This window comes from Limnobaculum zhutongyuii (assembly GCF_004295645.1).
GTDB classification, from domain to species: Bacteria; Pseudomonadota; Gammaproteobacteria; order Enterobacterales; family Enterobacteriaceae; genus Limnobaculum; species Limnobaculum zhutongyuii.
The window spans coordinates 3623780-3642191 of record NZ_CP034752.1 but is presented as its reverse complement, the minus strand read 5'-3'; the positions used below and the strand labels follow the sequence as shown (position 1 = coordinate 3642191).

At 47.7% G+C, this 18412-nt stretch carries 20 protein-coding genes; 10 read left to right on the top strand and 10 right to left on the bottom strand.

All coding sequences use genetic code 11. From position 1 onward, the window contains the following. The first annotated feature begins 23 nt into the window (after positions 1-23). The 5 genes from EKN56_RS16250 to EKN56_RS16230 all read left to right on the top strand — a co-directional run bounded on the left by EKN56_RS16250 (position 24) and on the right by EKN56_RS16230 (position 6574). On the top strand, positions 24-2789 hold the full coding sequence (locus tag EKN56_RS16250) for a phosphoenolpyruvate synthase (RefSeq protein ID WP_130592748.1): 2766 nt from the start codon (positions 24-26) through the stop codon (positions 2787-2789). Then, positions 2786-3739: a hypothetical protein gene (locus tag EKN56_RS16245; protein WP_246019856.1), complete on the top strand. Its 954-nt coding sequence runs from the start codon at positions 2786-2788 to the stop codon at positions 3737-3739. Before EKN56_RS16250 ends, EKN56_RS16245 begins: the two co-directional genes overlap by 4 nt. 93 nt (positions 3740-3832) lie before the next feature. Continuing rightward, entirely contained in the window at positions 3833-5422 is a 1590-nt protein-coding gene (locus EKN56_RS16240) for a fatty acid CoA ligase family protein (protein WP_246019854.1), read from the top strand. Continuing rightward, positions 5419-6042 (top strand): CDP-alcohol phosphatidyltransferase family protein, encoded by a 624-nt coding sequence (locus EKN56_RS16235; protein WP_130592746.1) that lies wholly within the window; start codon positions 5419-5421, stop codon positions 6040-6042. The genes EKN56_RS16240 and EKN56_RS16235 overlap by 4 nt, the downstream gene beginning before the upstream one ends. Continuing rightward, entirely contained in the window at positions 6032-6574 is a 543-nt protein-coding gene (locus EKN56_RS16230) for a CDP-archaeol synthase (RefSeq protein ID WP_246019852.1), read from the top strand. The genes EKN56_RS16235 and EKN56_RS16230 overlap by 11 nt, the downstream gene beginning before the upstream one ends. A gap of 65 nt (positions 6575-6639) precedes the next feature. On the opposite strand, the gene rnk is transcribed toward EKN56_RS16230, so the two are convergent. The 10 genes from rnk to EKN56_RS16180 all read right to left on the bottom strand — a co-directional run bounded on the left by rnk (position 6640) and on the right by EKN56_RS16180 (position 14863). Continuing rightward, positions 6640-7035, bottom strand: coding sequence for a nucleoside diphosphate kinase regulator (rnk, locus tag EKN56_RS16225; protein WP_130592745.1), 396 nt, complete (start codon positions 7033-7035; stop codon positions 6640-6642). 326 nt (positions 7036-7361) lie between these two features. After that, positions 7362-8234: an RNase adapter RapZ gene (gene rapZ / locus EKN56_RS16220; protein ID WP_130592744.1), complete on the bottom strand. Its 873-nt coding sequence runs from the start codon at positions 8232-8234 to the stop codon at positions 7362-7364. A gap of 132 nt (positions 8235-8366) precedes the next feature. Further along, a complete protein-coding gene (gene ptsN / locus EKN56_RS16215; protein ID WP_130592743.1) occupies positions 8367-8879 on the bottom strand; it encodes a PTS IIA-like nitrogen regulatory protein PtsN in 513 nt (170 codons plus the stop codon). Positions 8880-8896: 17 nt separating this feature from the next. Then, complete coding sequence (gene rpoN, locus EKN56_RS16210) at positions 8897-10327, bottom strand: RNA polymerase factor sigma-54 (protein WP_130592742.1); 1431 nt, start codon at positions 10325-10327, stop codon at positions 8897-8899. A gap of 71 nt (positions 10328-10398) precedes the next feature. Next, the gene (gene lptB / locus EKN56_RS16205; protein WP_130592741.1) at positions 10399-11124 is read right to left on the bottom strand and encodes an LPS export ABC transporter ATP-binding protein; all 726 of its coding nucleotides are present in this window, start codon (positions 11122-11124) and stop codon (positions 10399-10401) included. Between the two features lie 42 nt (positions 11125-11166). Then, on the bottom strand, positions 11167-11688 hold the full coding sequence (lptA, locus tag EKN56_RS16200; protein WP_130593743.1) for a lipopolysaccharide ABC transporter substrate-binding protein LptA: 522 nt from the start codon (positions 11686-11688) through the stop codon (positions 11167-11169). Then, a complete protein-coding gene (gene lptC, locus EKN56_RS16195; RefSeq protein WP_130593742.1) occupies positions 11666-12259 on the bottom strand; it encodes an LPS export ABC transporter periplasmic protein LptC in 594 nt (197 codons plus the stop codon). The genes lptA and lptC overlap by 23 nt, the downstream gene beginning before the upstream one ends. Positions 12260-12261: 2 nt before the next feature. After that, positions 12262-12810: a 3-deoxy-manno-octulosonate-8-phosphatase KdsC gene (kdsC, locus tag EKN56_RS16190; protein ID WP_130592740.1), complete on the bottom strand. Its 549-nt coding sequence runs from the start codon at positions 12808-12810 to the stop codon at positions 12262-12264. Between the two features lie 51 nt (positions 12811-12861). After that, on the bottom strand, positions 12862-13830 hold the full coding sequence (gene kdsD, locus EKN56_RS16185) for an arabinose-5-phosphate isomerase KdsD (RefSeq protein ID WP_130592739.1): 969 nt from the start codon (positions 13828-13830) through the stop codon (positions 12862-12864). A 64-nt stretch (positions 13831-13894) separates the two neighbouring features. Next, entirely contained in the window at positions 13895-14863 is a 969-nt protein-coding gene (locus EKN56_RS16180; protein ID WP_130592738.1) for a calcium/sodium antiporter, read from the bottom strand. A gap of 299 nt (positions 14864-15162) precedes the next feature. Here EKN56_RS16180 and mlaF point away from each other — a divergent pair, with 299 nt between their 5' ends. The 5 genes from mlaF (at position 15163) to mlaB (ending at position 18305) form a co-directional block, all read left to right on the top strand. Continuing rightward, positions 15163-15966, top strand: coding sequence for a phospholipid ABC transporter ATP-binding protein MlaF (mlaF, locus tag EKN56_RS16175; RefSeq protein ID WP_130592737.1), 804 nt, complete (start codon positions 15163-15165; stop codon positions 15964-15966). Continuing rightward, positions 15966-16748, top strand: a complete 783-nt coding sequence (gene mlaE / locus EKN56_RS16170; protein WP_130592736.1) for a lipid asymmetry maintenance ABC transporter permease subunit MlaE — start codon at positions 15966-15968, stop codon at positions 16746-16748. Before mlaF ends, mlaE begins: the two co-directional genes overlap by 1 nt. Before the next feature lie 4 nt (positions 16749-16752). Then, positions 16753-17268 (top strand): outer membrane lipid asymmetry maintenance protein MlaD, encoded by a 516-nt coding sequence (gene mlaD / locus EKN56_RS16165; protein WP_130592735.1) that lies wholly within the window; start codon positions 16753-16755, stop codon positions 17266-17268. Positions 17269-17352: 84 nt separating this feature from the next. Continuing rightward, on the top strand, positions 17353-17985 hold the full coding sequence (gene mlaC, locus EKN56_RS16160) for a phospholipid-binding protein MlaC (RefSeq protein WP_130592734.1): 633 nt from the start codon (positions 17353-17355) through the stop codon (positions 17983-17985). After that, on the top strand, positions 17985-18305 hold the full coding sequence (gene mlaB, locus EKN56_RS16155) for a lipid asymmetry maintenance protein MlaB (protein WP_130592733.1): 321 nt from the start codon (positions 17985-17987) through the stop codon (positions 18303-18305). The genes mlaC and mlaB overlap by 1 nt, the downstream gene beginning before the upstream one ends. Positions 18306-18412: the final 107 nt, after the last annotated feature.

The following is an 18412-nucleotide window of genomic DNA, read 5'->3' as shown; positions in this document are numbered from 1 at the left end:
GCTGACCTTATCGGAGCGCTCAAATGGACTCTATGACAGACTTATATTCTCAGCATCAGGCCGTACAATTAACTCAGGATCAATTGGGTGGAAAAGCCGCCAACCTTTTATGGTTATCGCTGGAACAGTATCCCGTACCCGAATGGTGGGTGGTGCCAAGCGATACGCTTACTCAAATAGTCACTCAGGACCCGGTTATTGCCGACATGGTACAGCGGTTAACAACCGTTACCGCGGATATCACCCTTGAGGATCTTGATAAGCTGGCAGCGCCATTGCGCCAGCAGATACAGCAGGCTTCGTTGCCAGAAGATCTGCGAAAGCAGCTGTCGCTGCTGTTGGCGGATTATCCTGACACTTTCTTTTCCGTTCGTTCATCGGCCATCGGTGAAGATGCAGATAATGCCTCTTTTGCCGGGCAGATGGATAGCTATCTGTTTCAACAGGGGCTTGACGCGATTAGCGCCAGCGTTTGTGCCGTGATGGCTTCGGCTTTTAATACCCGGGCTCTGCAATATCGACTACACAGAGGACTCTCGGTGGAGAATATCCGCTGTGCGGTGATTATTCAAAAGATGGTGGATGGTGAGGTTTCCGGCGTGATGTTTACTGCGCATCCGGTGACGGGAAGTCGCCAGCATGGACTGATTTCCGCGGCCTGGGGCGTTGGTGAAGGGGTAGTTTCCGGTGAGTGCGATACCGATGAGTTTAGCGTTCATCTGTTTAACGATGAGATTGAGCGTCGTATTGTGGAAAAGCGCGTTGCGCTGGTGTTTGATAAAACTAACCAACGGGGTACGGTTGCTCAGGATATTGACCAAGCTAACCAGTGGGCTGAAACCCTCACCGATGCACAAATTTATGCGTTACGGAATATTGGTAATCGTATTGCCCGCCACTGCGGCTGTCCGCAGGATATTGAGTGGACCATTAAAGATCAGCAGCTCTATATTTTACAAACCCGCCCGATTACCCGCTTGCCGAAGGTCGCTTCTCCTGTCGATCGCAATCTGGTGTTTAACAACGCCAATATTCAGGAATCCTATTGTGGTGTTACTACGCCGCTGACCTTTTCGTTTGCCAGTGCCACCTATGCAACAGTGTATGAGCAAACCATGCGTATTCTTGGCTGCTCGGATAAGCAAGTTAGCCAGTCTCAGGACATGCTGGATAATATGCTGGGGCTGATTAAAGGGCGGGTTTATTACAATATCAATAACTGGTATCGCGGCCTGCTGATGCTGCCATCATTCAAAACCAACAAGCAGGATATGGAACGGATGATGGGACTGACGGATCAGGTGGATTTTATTCAATCCAGAGAGTTCACCCTGTGGGAAAAGGCCGCCAAACTGCCGGGTATGGCAAAAGCTTTGGTTCGCCTGTTGGCTGCGTTCCGTAATATGGATAAAAACGTAGAACAGTTTTTACAACAGTTCAGTTCTCTTACGGCGAATATTCCCCGCGATCGTCTGCATACTCTTACGGCCAACCAACTGACAGAACAGCTTAAATATCTGGATACGCACTTGCTGCAACGCTGGACTACGCCGATTCTCAATGACTTTTACGTCATGATGTACAACGGGCGGGTGTACCGTACTCTGGAAGCGGCAGGCGTTGAAAAAACGGCGGCCCTGATGGGGGATTTACTCTCCGGTGAAGAGGATATTGAAAGTACTCAGCCGACCAAAGAGCTACTGGTCATGTGTCAGTACGTTCGTTCTAAACCAGAATTGCGTAAACTGATTGAACAGGGACAGGGCACCACGCTGCTCAATCAGCTCAAGACCCGGGACGTGCATTTCCACCAGCAGTGCATTAACTATATTGATAAATATGGCGATCGCACCATAGGAGAAATGAAGCTGGAAACCCTGACGCTTCGCTATGATTCCCGTTTTCTGTTCACCATCTTAAAAAACTATCTGACGCTGGACGACTTAACGCCAGAATCACTGGCGGCCAGAGAACGAGGGTTACGTACCGAAGCGGAGAATCGGGCTTTTAGCGCCGTAGAGCAGAAACTGGGCAACCGCCGTATGCGATCGTTTAAGCGTCATCTGAGCAAGCTTCGTCAGGCCATCCGCCATCGGGAAAATATGCGCTTTACCCGTACCCGAATGATTGGCCTCTATCGCGATCTGTTTAATCAACTAGGCCGCCAGTATGCGCTGGAAGGTATTCTGTCTCAGGCTCGTGATATTTTCTATCTCACCCTGAATGAGATCTATAGCGGTTACGAAGGAACTGCGGTGCAAACTCAGCTAAAACCGCTGGTTGAATCCCGTCGACAGGAATATGCCAGCTATGAAGCGGAAGACTTGGCCCATCATTTCTATTGCCAGGGGTCTTTGTTCCAGCAGCATGATTTTGCCTATCCTCATCAGGTGGAAGAAACCTCATCAGATATCAATCAACTGCATGGTATTGGCTGCTACCCTGGCATCGTAGAAACCACGGTGCGCTTAATTAAATCGCCCGAAGATAAAATGTCATTGTCCGGTCAGATCCTCTGTACCGAGCGGACCGATCCCGGCTGGGCACCGCTGTTTCCAACGGCGGGTGGGTTGCTGATAGAGCGAGGTTCTACGTTGTCTCACTCTGCGGTGGTAGCCAGAGAGATGGGGATCCCTGCCATTGTTGGTATTCCTAATATCACCCGTTTATTGCGTAACGGTGAATATGTGCGTATGGATGGGGGAGCTGGCACGGTAATGCGTCTGGAGCAGGTGGAAAAGGATGCCTGTGCAGAGGAAGAAAGGAGACCAGAGGATGCATTACTATGATTAATGCGTCGGAATGGCAGCCCAACCAGCGGCTAACTCCTGAGTTTATGTCGCTTCCGGCGGAAATCTATCGCCACGATCCTCTCTGGCCGGGAGAGGATCCATTGTCGATTGAGCAGCAGTTTAGTCAGCAGAATCCATGGTTTGAGCAGGGGAAGGCCTGGACAGGTACTATTCCCGGAAAGGCTCGTCTGGTGGGTTTCCTACCTTCTCATTTGGTCGAGGGGCAGAAGGTGGCATTTTTTGGTTTTTGGGAAACGATTAACGATCTGTCCTGTAATCAGCATCTGTTCAATGCCCTTGCCGCATGGGCAAAGCAGTACGGTATTACTCAGCTATACGGGCCAATTAATTTTTCCACCTTTGGCCAGTACCGAATTCGTCTGAATCAGTTTGATAAGGGGGCTTTCGCCGGGGAACCTTACAATCCACCCTACTATGGTGCTTTGCTGGAACAGCTAGGTTTTAGCATTAAGCATCGTTATACCTCGACTTTCGATGATGCCAGTACGGCAGCGGATAACTGGTCAAAGCACTATCAACGGATCAAAAGGCTACCCATGCCGGATATTAACATTCATCCGCTGACGCCAGCTTTATGGATGCGCGAGCAGCACCGACTGTTTAAATTTGTCGATCGTCTGTTTAGACAGGGTTTTGCTTACACCCCGCTAAAGTGGGATGAGTTTCAACAGCGTTGTGGCGAACGCTTTATTCAACGTTTTTGCCCCGACTCCTCGATGTTGGCTCAAACTGCCAGTGGAGACATTGCCGGTTTGGCCATCGCGCTACCGGTTTACCGCGATGGCAAAGCTGAAACTAATTTGTGCAAAACCGTAGCAATACACCCCCCGCTATCGGCGTACCGGTGTACTGGGGCATCTGTGCAATCAGTTTTTTCAATATACTCGCCAGCATTATCCGCGCATCGGCGGGGCGATGATGCGTGACGATAACGCCAGTTTGGTTATGTCCCAATCCATGCTGAGCGGAGCCACTCAGAGTCACCATCACTATGCGCTGTATGGTAAGGAGCTATTCTGATGAATCTGTGTCAGCTTATCGTTCAGTCTGCTGAACGCTATCCGGATAGCATGGCGCTCAGTATTCCGCTATCCGGCAGTGAGTATTCTCATCTGAGCTACCGGGACTTTATCAATCTGGCCGGACATTTTCAGCGCCAACTGATTCAGTCCGGTTTTACCACCGGAGATCGTTTGGTGCTGATGATTCCTCCCGGTTTGTATCTCTATCCTTTGCTGGTTGCCATGCTGGGATTAGGCATTGTTGCCGTTATGCCGGAGAGAGGGCTGCCTAAAGCGCAATTCAGAGCGGCACTGCGTCATTGTCGGCCTAAGGCCATTATTACCGTAGCGGCAATAGGTAAGTTTTGGCCGCTGATCCCTGAGCTCTGGCGGATAAAGCGCTTGGTGGTTGACCGGTCAATGATTGGGATGAAGCAGCTATCAGCCAGTGTAAATGCATCGGATGAGGCTTTTATCTGTCGATCTCTAACGCCAGAAACTACCGGCCTGATTACCTTTACTTCCGGTACTACGGGCATGCCAAAAGGGGCGAATCGCACCCACGGTAGTTTGATGGAGCAGCATCGGGCCATCGAAAACCATTTCCCTTCAATGGGTCATCATGTTGATTTACATAGTTTTCCGGTACTTGTTCTGCAGACGTTAAGTATGGGGCAGCAGAGCATCTTACCTCATTTTGACTTTGCTAAACCGGGGGCGGTTAACCCTCCTGATGTCATTCGGCAAATTAACCGCTTTGATGTTACACGCATCAGCGGTGCACCCGCCTATATGCAGAAAATCATTGGTTATGCACAAAGACAGGGTTTGACCTTTCCCAAAGTTCGTCAGGTGGTTATTGGCGGTGCTCCGGGTAATAAAGCGTTGTATCAGGGTTGCCAGCAGGTTTTTCCTTTGGCGCAGCAGCACGTCATTTATGGTTCAACGGAAGCGGAACCTATTGCCAGTGTTGATATGCAAACCTTAACGGAGTGCTGGGCGCAACATGATGGCTATCTGGTTGGCAAGCCGATAGACGTTGCTGAAATCTGTCTGAGGGAAATCATGTTGTCCGGAGAGTCAGGGGCACTTAAAGCACCCATTGCCGGTGAAATCGGCGAAATTCTGGTGGCCGGGCCTCATGTGCTGTCCGAATATATTGATAATCCCCTGGCGACCCGGCTGCATAAAATTCCACGTAAACAGGGCGGAATCTGGCACTGTACTGGGGATGTGGGTTACTTCGATGACTCAGGGCAAATATGGCTGCTGGGGCGGGTTAATGACCGCATTTCTATTAATCAGCAGCGGGTGTTTTATCCTTATACGGCTGAAAAAAGGCTGAACGATCTCAGGGAAATTGAACGTTGTGCTTTGGTTGCTAATCCGCAAGGAAATGCCGCATTAATTCTGCAATGTACCTGCTTACCGCAAGAGTTATTAACCATTCTCGAAGAGCTACAGCTGGCAGACGTCACCCGAATTTATCAGATATCAGAAATGCCGGTTGATGTTCGGCACAACAGCAAGATTAATCGTCTGGAACTGAAAAGATTACTGTCAAAGAACGCCTTAACGGTATGCAGTCTGAACAGGGAGGCCGTATGAAACCGTCTCATTTTCTTGTTCGTTTAAATTCAGCCGACTGTATTACGCTGTTTGGGTTGCTGTTTAGTGCTATTGCCATGGTTTGTGCCTTGAACCAGCAATTACTTTTGTCGGTTTCGTGGCTGTTTCTCGCCATGCTGGCAGATGCGCTCGATGGGATCTGGGCCCGCCGTAATAAACTGGTCCGCGCCTTTGGGCGTTATCTTGATGGCTTTATGGATCAGTTGATTTACCTGATTTCACCGGCGGTAGTGCTATACCTTTCCGGTTTTGATGGCTACTGGTCACTATTTTTACTGCTGATGATTGCCTGCGGTTCTATTCGGCTTTCGGTGTTTAATGAGGTGGGTAACATCGAAGGTAGCAGCGGGCTTTCCTATCTCGGTATGCCGGTATTCTGGAGCCTGTTTATCCTTAGTGCCTATCTGCTGCTGCGCTTTGTGCTGCCGCCACTGTCGGGCTATTTATTGCTTAGCGTTACGCTGCTGCTGTTTAGCATAGCGATGTTATGGCGGCGGCCGTTTTATAAGTTTAAGCATCTGAGCGTCATTATAGGCATAACGCTATCTGGCGCATTCACCTTCTTCTGGCTCCATTTCAGAGGCTTCTGTGTGGTATAAAATATTACATGCCTGGTATCTGATGATCCCTGTGATACTGGGAGGCTGTGCCCATATGGTTATTGTTAAATATAACCGTTTTTCTGTGCTGAATATTCCTCTGGCAACGTCCAGTTTTGGTGCCAATAAAACCTGGCGTGGGCTGCTATTGGTTCCCCTGTTAACCGCGCTGTTTTCTCTGTTGTGGATACCCATTGGTCAGCTTCATTCACAAGAGATATTGCCGGTGCGGATAGAAGAGTGTTTGCTGGCAGGGGCGTTTGCCGGACTCGGTTATATATTGCTGGAATTGCCTAACTCATGGATGAAAAGGCGATTGGGGATTCCACCGGGCAAGCTGCCCGACCGGAACAGGGTTCTTTTTATCTTTAGCGATCAGGTGGATTCGGCTATTGGTGTAACCTTAGCTTATACCCTCTATTTTGAACTGCCTGCCGTTTCAGCAATGCTGATTTTGGTTTTTTTCTTGCTGAGTGCTTTTGTGGTGAAACGTCTGTTGTATTTACTGGCGCTGAAGAAGACGAAGTTTTAGATCTGTTTTGGGGTTAAAGTGCAGCGTTATTTTGCTGCACTTATTACTAGTCTGGTTAACGATACTTAGCTAACTTTTGGCTGGGACAATATCTCCAGCACTTTAATCTGCGTGACGGTACCGTTTGGTAAATGCCAGCTAATATCATTGCCTGCACGCATTCCTAACAGTGCTGCGCCAATAGGAGCCATAACGGAAATTTGTTCAGCACTGTCTTTCAGGTCATGAGGAAATACCAGAGTGCGAGTCCGTTCTTCCTGGGTGCTGAGATCGATAAACCGCACCCGGCTGTTCATAGTGACAACATCCGCGGGAACTTCATCTGGCGCAACAATGTCAGCCCGATCGATTTCTGCATTAAGTGCCTGAGCCACCGGTGATGAAGCGAATTCAGGGTGTTCAAGCAGCATGTCGATACGCTCTGCATCCAGTTCATTTATGATTATGGCGGGTTTAAGCATACATCACTCCGATAATATCTTTGATTAGACTAGTCCTATCTAATTTTAGGGTTCATTGTTTGTCGGCCTGAGTTTCAGACCAGCAGTAAAATAATATACTAAGCAAAACAAAACCCCCGCAGGTTGAATGCGGGGGCTAAGAGCGCTGTTTCCTGAATATTAATAAAACCACGTTAAATTAAAGAGATCGGGATCACGCTCTACAGATTCTGGTTTTATATCGTCTTTGGCTTTCCGGGCATTTTGACCACCGGAGCAATACGATAAGACGCTAAATCAATCATATCAGTAAAGCAGACCAAAGGCTAATTAACGATTTTTATCGCTTAGTTACTGTTTTTTCCGTCATTTTTTCGTTTTTCTAACGTGCGATGACGTGATTGCACGTTTTTCCCACGGGAACGGAAATAATCAGCCAGCTGTTCAGCCACATAAACGGAACGGTGTTTACCACCGGTACAACCAATCGCGACTGTCAGATAGCTACGGTTATTGGTTTCCAGCATCGGTAACCACTGTTCAAGGTAGCTACGAGTCTGATAAATAAAGTTATGTACTTCAGTATGGCGATCCAAAAAGGAAGCCACCGGCTTATCCAGACCGGTCATTGGGCGGAGTTTTGGATCCCAATGTGGGTTTGGCAGAAAACGAACGTCAAAAACGTAGTCCGCATCGATTGGAATACCGTGTTTAAAGCCAAATGATTCGAACACCATGGTTAGTTCGCGTTCGCGCTTACCAAGCAATCTGGTTCTCAGCATTTCTGCCAGTTCATGAACTGACATCTCTGCGGTATCGATAATCAGATCGGCCCGTGAACGCAATGGTTCAAGCAGGGTATCCTCTTCATCGATAGCGCTCTCCAACGATAAATTTTTATTCGACAGAGGGTGCAGGCGACGGGTATCGCTGTAACGTCTGATTAGCGTGTTACGATCGGCATCAAGGAACAGTAGCTGAGGAGAGAAATCACCCGGCAGATTATTCAGAACTTCTTCCAGAATTTCTGGGGTTTCAGGTAAATTTCGCACATCAATGCTAACCGCGGCGGAAGTTTGTCTTTCCGCCAGCGTTTCGGCTAACTGGGGCAATAATACTACCGGTAAATTATCGACGCAGTAGAAACCCATATCTTCCAGAGCGCGCAGCGCTACGGACTTACCTGAGCCTGAGCGGCCGCTGACAATCATCAGCACCATGTTGCTATTCCTCTTAATCATCACGATACGATATCAATATCGCCGGTATCTGGGCCTGGCACAACACTTCATGTGTTGCTTTGGGTTAAACATCAACCCTAACAGAATAAACGTTAACACGAACAATCGTTTTTAAACAGATTGATTTTCAGTTGGTTCATTCTCTTTATCAGATGATTCCTGAGTAAACAGCTGATAAAGCTCTTCATCGGTTTGCGCCATTCGCAACTGACGGCACAGGGTCTTATCTGCCAGACGTTGGGCTATGGCTGATAGGGTTGCCAGATAGGCCTGGCACTCATCAGCCGGAACGAGCAGGGCAAATAAAATATCAACCGGTTGATTATCGACCGCATCAAAACTGACCGGGCTATCCAGTGTGATAAATACGCCTACAGCACGAGTGGTGTCTTCTTCCAGCTTACCGTGCGGAAGAGCGATACCTGCGCCAATACCAGTGCTACCCATACGTTCACGGCTGAGGATTGCCTCAAACACCACGCTGGTTGGTATATTCAATTGGCTGGCGGCCATTTCGCTAACAATTTCTAACGCCCGTTTTTTACTGGAGCAGTGAACGGCACTGCGTGTGCTGTCTAATTTCAGAATAGAGCGTAATTGCATGGCGGATAACGTGTTCATCATTTGTAGGAACCATTGAGTCAGATCAGTTGTTTACGCTGATTTGACGGGGGAATAGATAACGACTCCCTGTATTTTGCTACCGTCCTTCTGGCAACAATAATCCCTTGGTCGGTTAGCATGCTGGCGATTTTACTGTCGCTCAGCGGCTTACCTGGATTTTCAGCCGAAATCAATTTTTTAACCAGTGCACGTATTGCGGTAGAAGAGGCTTCGCCGCCGCTATCGGTATTGACGTGACTGGAAAAGAAGTATTTTAACTCAAATATCCCTCTGGGGCTATGTAAGTACTTTTGGGTTGTTACGCGTGAGATGGTTGACTCATGCATATCAACCGCTTGGGCGATATCTGCCAAAACCATTGGCTTCATGTATTCTGCGCCCAGCTCAAAAAATTCTTCCTGCCGTTCTACAATACATTCCGTTACCCTAAGTAGCGTGTCGTTACGACTTTCAAGGCTTTTGATTAGCCAGCGGGCATCTTGCAAATTGGTACGGATATATTGATTATCGCTGGCATTATGGGTATTTGCCATTGAGGCGTAATGCTGGTTAATCTGCAAGCGTGGGATACTTTCCGTATTGAGCTCAGCCACCCATTTGCCCTGAACTTTGCGCACCAGCACATCAGGAATAACGTATTCGGACTCGCTGGCATGAATTGACTGACCAGGGCGAGGATCAAGGCTCTGAATCAGTTGCATGGCCCCTTTCAGTGCCTCTTCACTAATTCGAGTCAGTTTTAGTAATGAGCGGAAATCATGGCTGCCTAACAGTGCCAGATGATGGTCGGCAATCTGACGAGCATCATTCAGATAAGGGGTATCAGAAGATAGCTGGGAAAGCTGCACCAGCAAACATTCTCGCAGATCGCGGGCAGCAACGCCCACCGGGTCGAAACGCTGAATGCGCTTCAGCACCGCTTCAATTTCGTCGAGTTCAACTTCGTCCTGTCCCAGACTGTCGGCAATATCTTCCAGCGAAACCGTCAGATAGCCGGTATTGTCCACCGCATCAATAATGGCGGTAGCAATGGCTTTATCCAGATCGGAGAAGGGGGTTAGATCCATCTGCCACATCAGATGATCTTGCAGGGTCAGGGTGGTTTCACCCTGAAACACCGGGAGTTCGTCATCGCCATAATCGTTATGGGTGCCGGACGGTGTTCCTGCGGTATAAATTTCGTCCCATGAGGCGTCGAGGGGCAGGTCTTCAGGAATATCGGACTGTTGTAGCGCTTCACTGGTATCGAGCTGTTCGTGTTCGGTCTCTTCATGCGAATCTATTTCGTCATGATTATCCGCCTGCTCAAGCAGTGGGTTACTTTCCAGTGCGATTTGAATCTCTTGTTGCAGTTCAAGTGTCGACAGTTGCAACAGGCGAATGGCCTGCTGTAACTGAGGTGTCATGGTTAATTGTTGACTTAACTTGAGCTGTAAACCTTGCTTCATAATGACATATTACACTTATTATCGCATTCCGGAATGGCTAAGCGAATGTTCCCATAGGGTAGCAATAATAGCTACAATCGGAATTCATTGCCTAAATAGACCCGCTTCACATGTTCATCTTCCAGAATAGATGATGGTGTTCCATGAGCAATTAAATGACCCTGACTAACGATGTAAGCGCGTTCACAAACGTCCAGCGTTTCACGTACGTTATGGTCGGTAATTAATACACCAAGCCCGCTATCGCGCAGGTGCTCAATGATTTTTTTAATATCAATAACCGAAATGGGGTCAACGCCGGCAAAGGGTTCATCCAGCAAAATGAATTTAGGGTTAGCGGCTAACGCTCTGGCAATCTCTACCCGACGGCGTTCACCACCGGAGAGTGATTGCCCAAGGTTTTTACGAAGATGCTCAATATGGAACTCTTCCAGCAGCTCGTTGGCACGATCTTCCCGCTGTTCATTGGTTAAATCATTGCGGATTTGCAGCACCGCCATCAGATTATCGTAAACGCTCAGACGACGAAAAATAGAGGCTTCCTGTGGCAGATAGCCAATACCGCGACGGGCACGCGCGTGCAGCGGTAACAGACTGATATCTTCACCGTCGATAAGAATCGAGCCCGCATCACGCTGGACGATACCCACAACCATGTAAAACGTGGTGGTTTTACCCGCGCCGTTTGGCCCAAGCAAACCGACAATTTCACCGGAGTTGACGGTCAGGCTGACATCTTCTACCACTCGGCGACCTTTGTAGGCCTTGGCCAGATTCTCTGCTGTTAACGTTGCCATTCGCTATTGTTTACTCTTTTCTTTAACTGCGGTTAAAAGTGTTTATTTTTTCTGTATCTGGGATGGTACCAGAACGGTGTTGACGCGTTTGCCTTTATTGCTGAACGCTTCCATCTTCTGCTCTTTCACTTTGTAGGTGATACGATCACCCTGAACATTACTGTCCAGCTGTTCCAGATAGGCATTGCCCGTCAGGTCAACAAAGTCAGTGGCCAATTCATAGCGGAGTTTTAAACCCCGGCCTTTTACTGGTTTTCCACTGTCTTGCATTTGGTAGAACGTCACCGGATTACCGAACGCTTCTACCACTTCTTTCCCTTCATTGCCTTCAGGGCGAGTTACGACGACTTTATCCGCGCGAATATCAATGGTTCCCTGCTTCACAATAACATCACCGGTGAAAGTGACGACATTACCATTCATGTCTAATGATTGCTGAGCAGAGCTAATGTTAATCGGCTGATTCGTATCATCTTTTAATGCAAACGCAGAGGCGCTGGTAACCAGAAGTATACCGGCTACCATGTTGTTAACCACGCTTTTACGATGATGGCTGAGTTTCATTGCCGGCTTTTGGTTGAACTTCATAATAGGTTTTTACCTTTTCAATCAGCTTAGCTGTTCTACTGCGCAGATTACCACGCATCTTCATTCCTTCGGAGGTAAAATTAGCCCCGTACAGAGTAACATGATCGTCAGAGCTGATATCCTGAGTCACCAGATTGACATCAGCACTGTTTGTTTTGATTCTTTCCAGCTGTGACGTCGTCGTCAGGCTGTTGACCTCAACATTATCATACAGATAAAGCATACGGTCTTTGGTTAATTTAGCGCGATCGGAGCGCACCGACCAGGTTGCCACTTTGTCCTTGTCATACATAATCATGACCGGTTTAGTGAACCAGGTATCTTCTGGCGTGGCGTAATATTTTACGTCTTCCGCCGTCAATTTGTAATTTAACTGACCTTCCGGATTGTACACTATCGTCACCATTTGTTGGCTCTGATAGGTGGGTTCTTTATCATCCGGCGGCACGATGGTTTTATTGTCATCAAAATCAGCCAGATTCCAGCCAATAAGACCTAAAGCGATTAGCATTAGTACAATCGTCAGGCTTAGCTTTGTCTTGCTCATACTCATATGGATAACCCTTGTGCCCCGTCGAGTTTATCTTGCGCTTGCAGAATTAAATCACATAACTCGCGTACAGCACCACGACCACCGGGAATTTGCGTTACATAGTGTGCTTTTGGTAGAAGAAGAGGATGCGCATCCGCTACTGCTACCGCCAGGCCAACTTTTTGCATCACAGGCCAGTCAATCAAATCATCGCCAATATATGCCACTTGTTCTGGCGTCAGGGAGACTTCTTTAAGTATTTTCTCGAAAGCCACCAGTTTATCAGATTGCCCTTGATACAGATGAGTTATTCCCAACGTTTTGGCACGATTTTCAACCAGCTTGGCGCTACGTCCGGTGATAATGGCAACATCGATGCCAGAAGTAATCAGGCAGCGAATACCATAACCATCACGTACGTTGAAGGCTTTTAGCTCTTCCCCCTGATTACCCATATAAATCAGGCCGTCGGACATGACGCCATCCACATCACAGATCAACAGTCGAATTTGGGCCGCCCGTTGAAAAATCTCTTTGCTTACTGCGCCATAGCAGGTGTTAATCATGTTTATACTCTTTTGCTTTTCACTTAAATCGTGCAAACCAGCCATTTTGCCTTAAACCACGCCGGCGCGCAGCATATCATGCATATGAACCACGCCCACTAACCGATCGCCTTCAGCCACCAGAACGGCCGTAATATGGCGTGATTGCATCAGGTTCAGTGCTTCTACCGCCAGCATATCAGGGCGAACGCGAATGCCGCCTTTGGTCATCAGATCGGCAATTTTAGCATTACTGATTTCTACACCCTGATCGAAGACCCGACGCAGGTCGCCGTCGGTGAAGATCCCCTGAATCAACATATCGTCATTACAGATAACGGTCAGACCCAGATTTTTTCTGGTGATTTCCACCAGCGCTTCACGCAGTGATGCCTGATTGTTCACCAGTGGAATTTCGTCACCGGTGTGCATAATATCACTAACGCGTAATAACAGTTTGCGTCCAAGAGCTCCCCCCGGATGCGACAGGGCAAAATCGTCAGCGGTGAACCCTCTGGCTTCTAATAAAGCAACCGCTAATGCATCACCCATGACCAGTGTAGCGGTGGTGCTGGTTGTTGGAGCCAGCCCTAATGGGCAAGCCTCCTGAGGAACATTGATACATAAGTGTGTATCAGCCGCTTTCCCCATTGAACTGTTCGGATTACCGGTCATACAGATCAATGGAATTTGTAAACGTTTGATCACCGGAATCAGCGCCATAATCTCGCTGGATTCACCAGAGTAAGAGATAGCAATCACAATGTCGTCAGCGGTGATCATGCCTAAATCGCCGTGGCTGGCTTCGGCAGGATGAACGAAGAATGAAGGTGTTCCGGTACTGGCAAAAGAGGCCGCCATTTTACAGCCAATATGTCCGGACTTACCCATTCCCATGACCACGACTTTACCTTTGCAGTGGAACATTAGCTCACAGGCACGTGAAAAATCCTGATTGATATATTGATAGAGTTGTTCAAGCCCGGATCGTTCAATATCAAGAACCTGTTTTCCTGCTTGTTGAAAATCAAAGTTAGACATTACTCGTTCTCACTGTCATCAATAACGTTTCCTTTTTCTTATTTTGGATCGAGGAAACTTAAATTCAGGCGTACGCAGAATACATCAGCACACCAATATAAAAGATAAAACCAGCCAGCAGTGCGATTCCCATCGGCCGCGTTAATTGGCGGCTACGACCCACGCAGAGCAGGGTCAGAAGCAGGCTGGCTGCCAGCATAATCCAGTAATCACGAAGGAAGGCCTCGCTGAAAAAACTACCCGGAGAAATTAACGCCGGTATCCCCATGACCACTAAAATATTAAAAATGTTCGAGCCAATCACATTGCCCAGCACCATATCATCTTCATGTTTATACATGCCGGTGATAGCGGTTGCTAATTCAGGCAGGCTGGTGCCAATAGCAATAATTGTGAGGCTTATCATCAGTTCACTCAAGCCTAAATAGCGGGCAACCACAGTGGCGTTATCTACCGTTATTTTGGCGGCAATGGGTAAAACCAATACGCCTATTAGTATCCATAAAAACGCGACGGTTTGGCTTATCTCTTTGGGCGCTTCGGCTTCCTGACTAACAGAAAGTGAATCTGTCTCCCGAAGGAAATTGCGTTTACTCATTTTGAATACCAGCGCCATAAAGCTGATAAAGGCGAGCAACAGGATAATACCATCACTGCGGCTGAGCTGGTTATCATAAAGGACAAAACCCGCCAGCAACATGATCAGAAACAGTAAGGGAGCTTCGCGTTTTAGCCGTTTGGAATGCAGACTGAGTGGGCGAATAATAGCAACGCATCCTAAAATGAGTAAGATGTTGGTGATGTTCGAGCCAATAGCGTTACCGACCACCATATTGGTTTTGCCATTAAGCCCGGCGGTAACTGAAAATGCCAGTTCTGGCAGTGAGGTACCGACTCCGGTAACCATAATTCCTACGGCAAGACGGGGTACATTTAAGGTGTTTGCGATAGCGGTAGCACCAAAAACTAAGCGGTCGGCACCATAAACCAGCAGAATGAGGCCAATAAACAGCATTACTATGGCAATCAGCATGCATTATCCTGTTTAAAATTGAACTTTTTCATTCATCTATTCGTCTTAGTCAGGTCAGATGGACAGTAATATTCGGATAGCGTTTAGTACTATTATTGCTGAATTATCACAAGGGTCTTTAGTTCAGGCTGAGAACATTGATAAAATCCTTGAGTTAATTTTGACTGGCGTTGGATGAAAAGTAAAACACCGCCTGCGTTTCGGCCTCTGTTCGTCAAGGGGAATGAAATGTTGAGCCAGAGTATATTAATACTTATGATGGACGAGATAAGTATTCATCCTGATAGTTTAAGGACGTTATGATTAAATCGGCAGCGAATTTGGTCGAAGTACGGGGGATGTCGTTTTCCCGTAACGGTCGTCCAATATTTCAGGATATCAACCTGACGGTACCCCGCGGTAAAGTGACGGCGATTATGGGGCCTTCAGGCATTGGTAAAACCACATTGTTACGGTTAATCGGCGGGCAGTTAGCGCCGGATAGCGGTGATATCATTTTTGACGGGGATAATATCCCAACGCTTTCCCGTCGCCACCTGTATGAAGTCCGTAAAAAAATGAGCATGCTGTTTCAGTCCGGAGCGCTGTTCACTGATTTAACGGTGTTTGACAATGTGGCTTATCCTTTACGGGAACATACTAAATTACCTGAAGCATTACTGCACAGCACCGTATTGATGAAGCTGGAGGCCGTTGGCCTGCGTGGCGCAGCTAATCTGATGCCGGCAGAGCTGTCGGGTGGTATGGCGCGCCGTGCCGCTTTGGCTCGGGCAATTGCTCTTGAACCTGAACTGATTATGTTCGATGAACCTTTTGTCGGTCAGGATCCAATCACCATGGGGGTACTGGTTAAACTTATTGATGAGCTTAACCATTCATTAGGTATCACCTGTATTGTTGTTTCACACGATGTACCGGAAGTACTGAGCATTGCTGATTATGCTTATATTGTGGCGGAGCATCGTGTCATTGCAGAAGGAACGCCGGACGAATTACGTGCTAATCCTGACCCTCGCGCCAGACAATTTCTGGACGGTGTGGCGGATGGCCCGGTTCCTTTCCGTTTTCCCGCCGGTGATTATAAAACGGAGTTACTAAGTTAATGTTGCTACAGGCATTGGCGTCTTTAGGGCGCCGTGGTATCCAATTTTGCACCTCTTTTGGCCGTTCCGGGCTGATGTTGTATGGGGCACTGGTTGGAAAGCCGGAGTTTCGCAAGCAGTGGCCGCTTTTACTCAAGCAACTGTATGTTGTTGGCGTTCAGTCACTGTTGATTATTATGGTTTCCGGCCTGTTTATCGGTATGGTTCTGGGTCTGCAAGGCTACCTGATCCTCACTACCTACAGCGCTGAAGCCAGCCTGGGCATGATGGTGGCACTCTCTTTACTGCGCGAACTGGGGCCGGTTGTTACCGCCTTACTGTTTGCTGGTCGGGCTGGCTCGGCGTTAACCGCAGAGATTGGCCTGATGAAGGCGACAGAACAGCTTTCCAGCCTGGAGATGATGGCTATTGACCCACTGCGTCGGGTGATTACACCACGTTTTTGGGCCGGTTTTATCAGTATGCCATTGCTAACCGCTATTTTTGTTGCGGTTGGTATTCTGGGCGGAGCGATGGTAGGCGTGGACTGGAAAGGAATCGATGATGGTTTCTTCTGGGCTGCGATGCAGGACTCCGTTAGCTGGCACACCGACCTGCTGAACTGTTTAATTAAAAGTGTAGTATTTGCAATCACAGTAACCTGGATTGCGCTTTATAATGGCTATGACTGTATTCCGACATCTGAAGGAATTAGCCAGGCGACTACTCGTACCGTCGTACATGCCTCTCTCGCCGTGTTAGGCGTAGATTTTGTACTGACCGCAATGATGTTTGGGAATTAAATCGATGCAAAGTAAAAAAACGGAAATCTGGGTAGGGGTGTTCATGCTGATTGGCCTGTGCTCACTTTTATTCCTGTGTTTAAAAGTCGCAGATGTAAAATCTCTGGGTAATGAGCCAACTTATCGGCTTTACGCTACATTTGATAACATTGGCGGTTTAAAAGCGCGTTCCCCGGTAAGAGTAGGGGGAGTTTTGGTTGGGCGTGTGGCTGATATTACCCTTGATCAAAAGACCTACTTCCCGCGCGTAGCCATTGATATGCAGCAGCGTTTTAACCATATTCCGGATACCAGCTCTTTATCCATTCGCACTTCTGGCCTGTTGGGCGAGCAATTCCTGGCGATGAATATCGGCTTTGAAGATGAAGATATGGGCACCAAAATTCTGAAAGATGGCGATGAGATTAAAGATACCAAGTCAGCAATGGTATTGGAGGATCTTATCGGTCAGTTCTTATATAAAAGCGGCGGTGATGAAAAACCGGCTGATGAAGGCACTGCGCCCGCTCCGGTTCATTAATATATCCGGCTGGCAAAAGGTTGGTTACGGAGTTAACCATGTTTATTCAACATTATGGACAACAGTAGGATAAGAGGAACAGCTATGTTAAAACGTTTTATGATGGCAGCACTTTTCATGATTGCCCCTTTGGCGGCAAATGCAGCTGATGCCAGTAATCCTTACCAGCAGATGCAAGTTGCGGCGGAGAAGGTATTTACCCGCCTGACCAATGAACAACCTAAGATTAAGCAAAATCCTGACTATTTACGTACCGTAGTGAAGGAAGAACTTCTTCCTTACATTCAGGTGAAATATGCAGGTGCCTTAGTGTTAGGTCGTTATTATCGTGATGCTACCCCGGCACAGCGCGATGCTTATATGCCAGCCTTTGAAGCCTATATGGAGCAGGCTTATGGTCAGGCACTGGCTATGTATAATGGTCAAAAATATCAAATCGCCCCTGAGCAACCATTAGGTGATAAAGATAACGTTTCTATTCGTATCACCATTAATGATACCAACGGTCGTCCTCCAATTCGTCTGGACTTTCAATGGCGTAAAAACACCAAAACCGGTGAATGGCAGGCTTATGACATGATTGCTGAAGGTATCAGTATGATTACCACTAAGCAAAATGAGTGGGCTGAAACTCTGCGTCGTGACGGTGTTGATGGCTTAACTAAACAGCTGAAGGCTCTGGCCAGTCAGCGAATTACGTTGGATGATAAAAAATAATGCAGAACGCTCTGAACTGGCAGGCTGAAAATGGCGTAATAACGTTAAGCGGTGATTTAGATCGTGAAACGTTGCTGCCGTTCTGGAAAGTTCGGCAGCAGGTGATGAGTGCTGATATTACAACGATTGACGTGTCGGCGCTGTCCCGGGTGGATTCTGCTGGATTAGCGATGTTGGTTCATCTGCTTGATGAAGGTGAATCACGCCAACAGCCGTTAAAACTGACGGGTATGACGGAGAAGCTACAGATGTTGGCATCTCTGTATAATCTGCAACAAATTATTCAGCCTTACCTCGTGAGTACACCAACTATGGTGTGATAGTATGTTCATCAGGCTGATTTGAAATGAGTCGCGGAGATATAGTCATCTATATCTCCGCGATGTTTTTATAACGAATCAGAGCTTATGTGCTAATTTAAGCTGTT

What these genes read in the sequence shown, in the direction of transcription:
- EKN56_RS16250 (WP_130592748.1), top strand. Translation starts at nt 24, where the DNA reads ATGGACTCTATGACAGACTTATATTCTCAGCATCAGGCCGTACAATTA.
- EKN56_RS16245 (WP_246019856.1), top strand. Translation starts at nt 2,786, where the DNA reads ATGATTAATGCGTCGGAATGGCAGCCCAACCAGCGGCTAACTCCTGAG.
- EKN56_RS16240 (WP_246019854.1), top strand. Translation starts at nt 3,833, where the DNA reads ATGAATCTGTGTCAGCTTATCGTTCAGTCTGCTGAACGCTATCCGGAT.
- EKN56_RS16235 (WP_130592746.1), top strand. Translation starts at nt 5,419, where the DNA reads ATGAAACCGTCTCATTTTCTTGTTCGTTTAAATTCAGCCGACTGTATT.
- rnk (WP_130592745.1), bottom strand. Translation starts at nt 7,035, where the DNA reads ATGCTTAAACCCGCCATAATCATAAATGAACTGGATGCAGAGCGTATC.
- rapZ (WP_130592744.1), bottom strand. Translation starts at nt 8,234, where the DNA reads ATGGTGCTGATGATTGTCAGCGGCCGCTCAGGCTCAGGTAAGTCCGTA.
- ptsN (WP_130592743.1), bottom strand. Translation starts at nt 8,879, where the DNA reads ATGATGAACACGTTATCCGCCATGCAATTACGCTCTATTCTGAAATTA.
- rpoN (WP_130592742.1), bottom strand. Translation starts at nt 10,327, where the DNA reads ATGAAGCAAGGTTTACAGCTCAAGTTAAGTCAACAATTAACCATGACA.
- lptB (WP_130592741.1), bottom strand. Translation starts at nt 11,124, where the DNA reads ATGGCAACGTTAACAGCAGAGAATCTGGCCAAGGCCTACAAAGGTCGC.
- lptA (WP_130593743.1), bottom strand. Translation starts at nt 11,688, where the DNA reads ATGAAACTCAGCCATCATCGTAAAAGCGTGGTTAACAACATGGTAGCC.
- lptC (WP_130593742.1), bottom strand. Translation starts at nt 12,259, where the DNA reads ATGAGCAAGACAAAGCTAAGCCTGACGATTGTACTAATGCTAATCGCT.
- kdsC (WP_130592740.1), bottom strand. Translation starts at nt 12,810, where the DNA reads ATGATTAACACCTGCTATGGCGCAGTAAGCAAAGAGATTTTTCAACGG.
- kdsD (WP_130592739.1), bottom strand. Translation starts at nt 13,830, where the DNA reads ATGTCTAACTTTGATTTTCAACAAGCAGGAAAACAGGTTCTTGATATT.
- EKN56_RS16180 (WP_130592738.1), bottom strand. Translation starts at nt 14,863, where the DNA reads ATGCTGATTGCCATAGTAATGCTGTTTATTGGCCTCATTCTGCTGGTT.
- mlaF (WP_130592737.1), top strand. Translation starts at nt 15,163, where the DNA reads ATGATTAAATCGGCAGCGAATTTGGTCGAAGTACGGGGGATGTCGTTT.
- mlaE (WP_130592736.1), top strand. Translation starts at nt 15,966, where the DNA reads ATGTTGCTACAGGCATTGGCGTCTTTAGGGCGCCGTGGTATCCAATTT.
- mlaD (WP_130592735.1), top strand. Translation starts at nt 16,753, where the DNA reads ATGCAAAGTAAAAAAACGGAAATCTGGGTAGGGGTGTTCATGCTGATT.
- mlaC (WP_130592734.1), top strand. Translation starts at nt 17,353, where the DNA reads ATGTTAAAACGTTTTATGATGGCAGCACTTTTCATGATTGCCCCTTTG.
- mlaB (WP_130592733.1), top strand. Translation starts at nt 17,985, where the DNA reads ATGCAGAACGCTCTGAACTGGCAGGCTGAAAATGGCGTAATAACGTTA.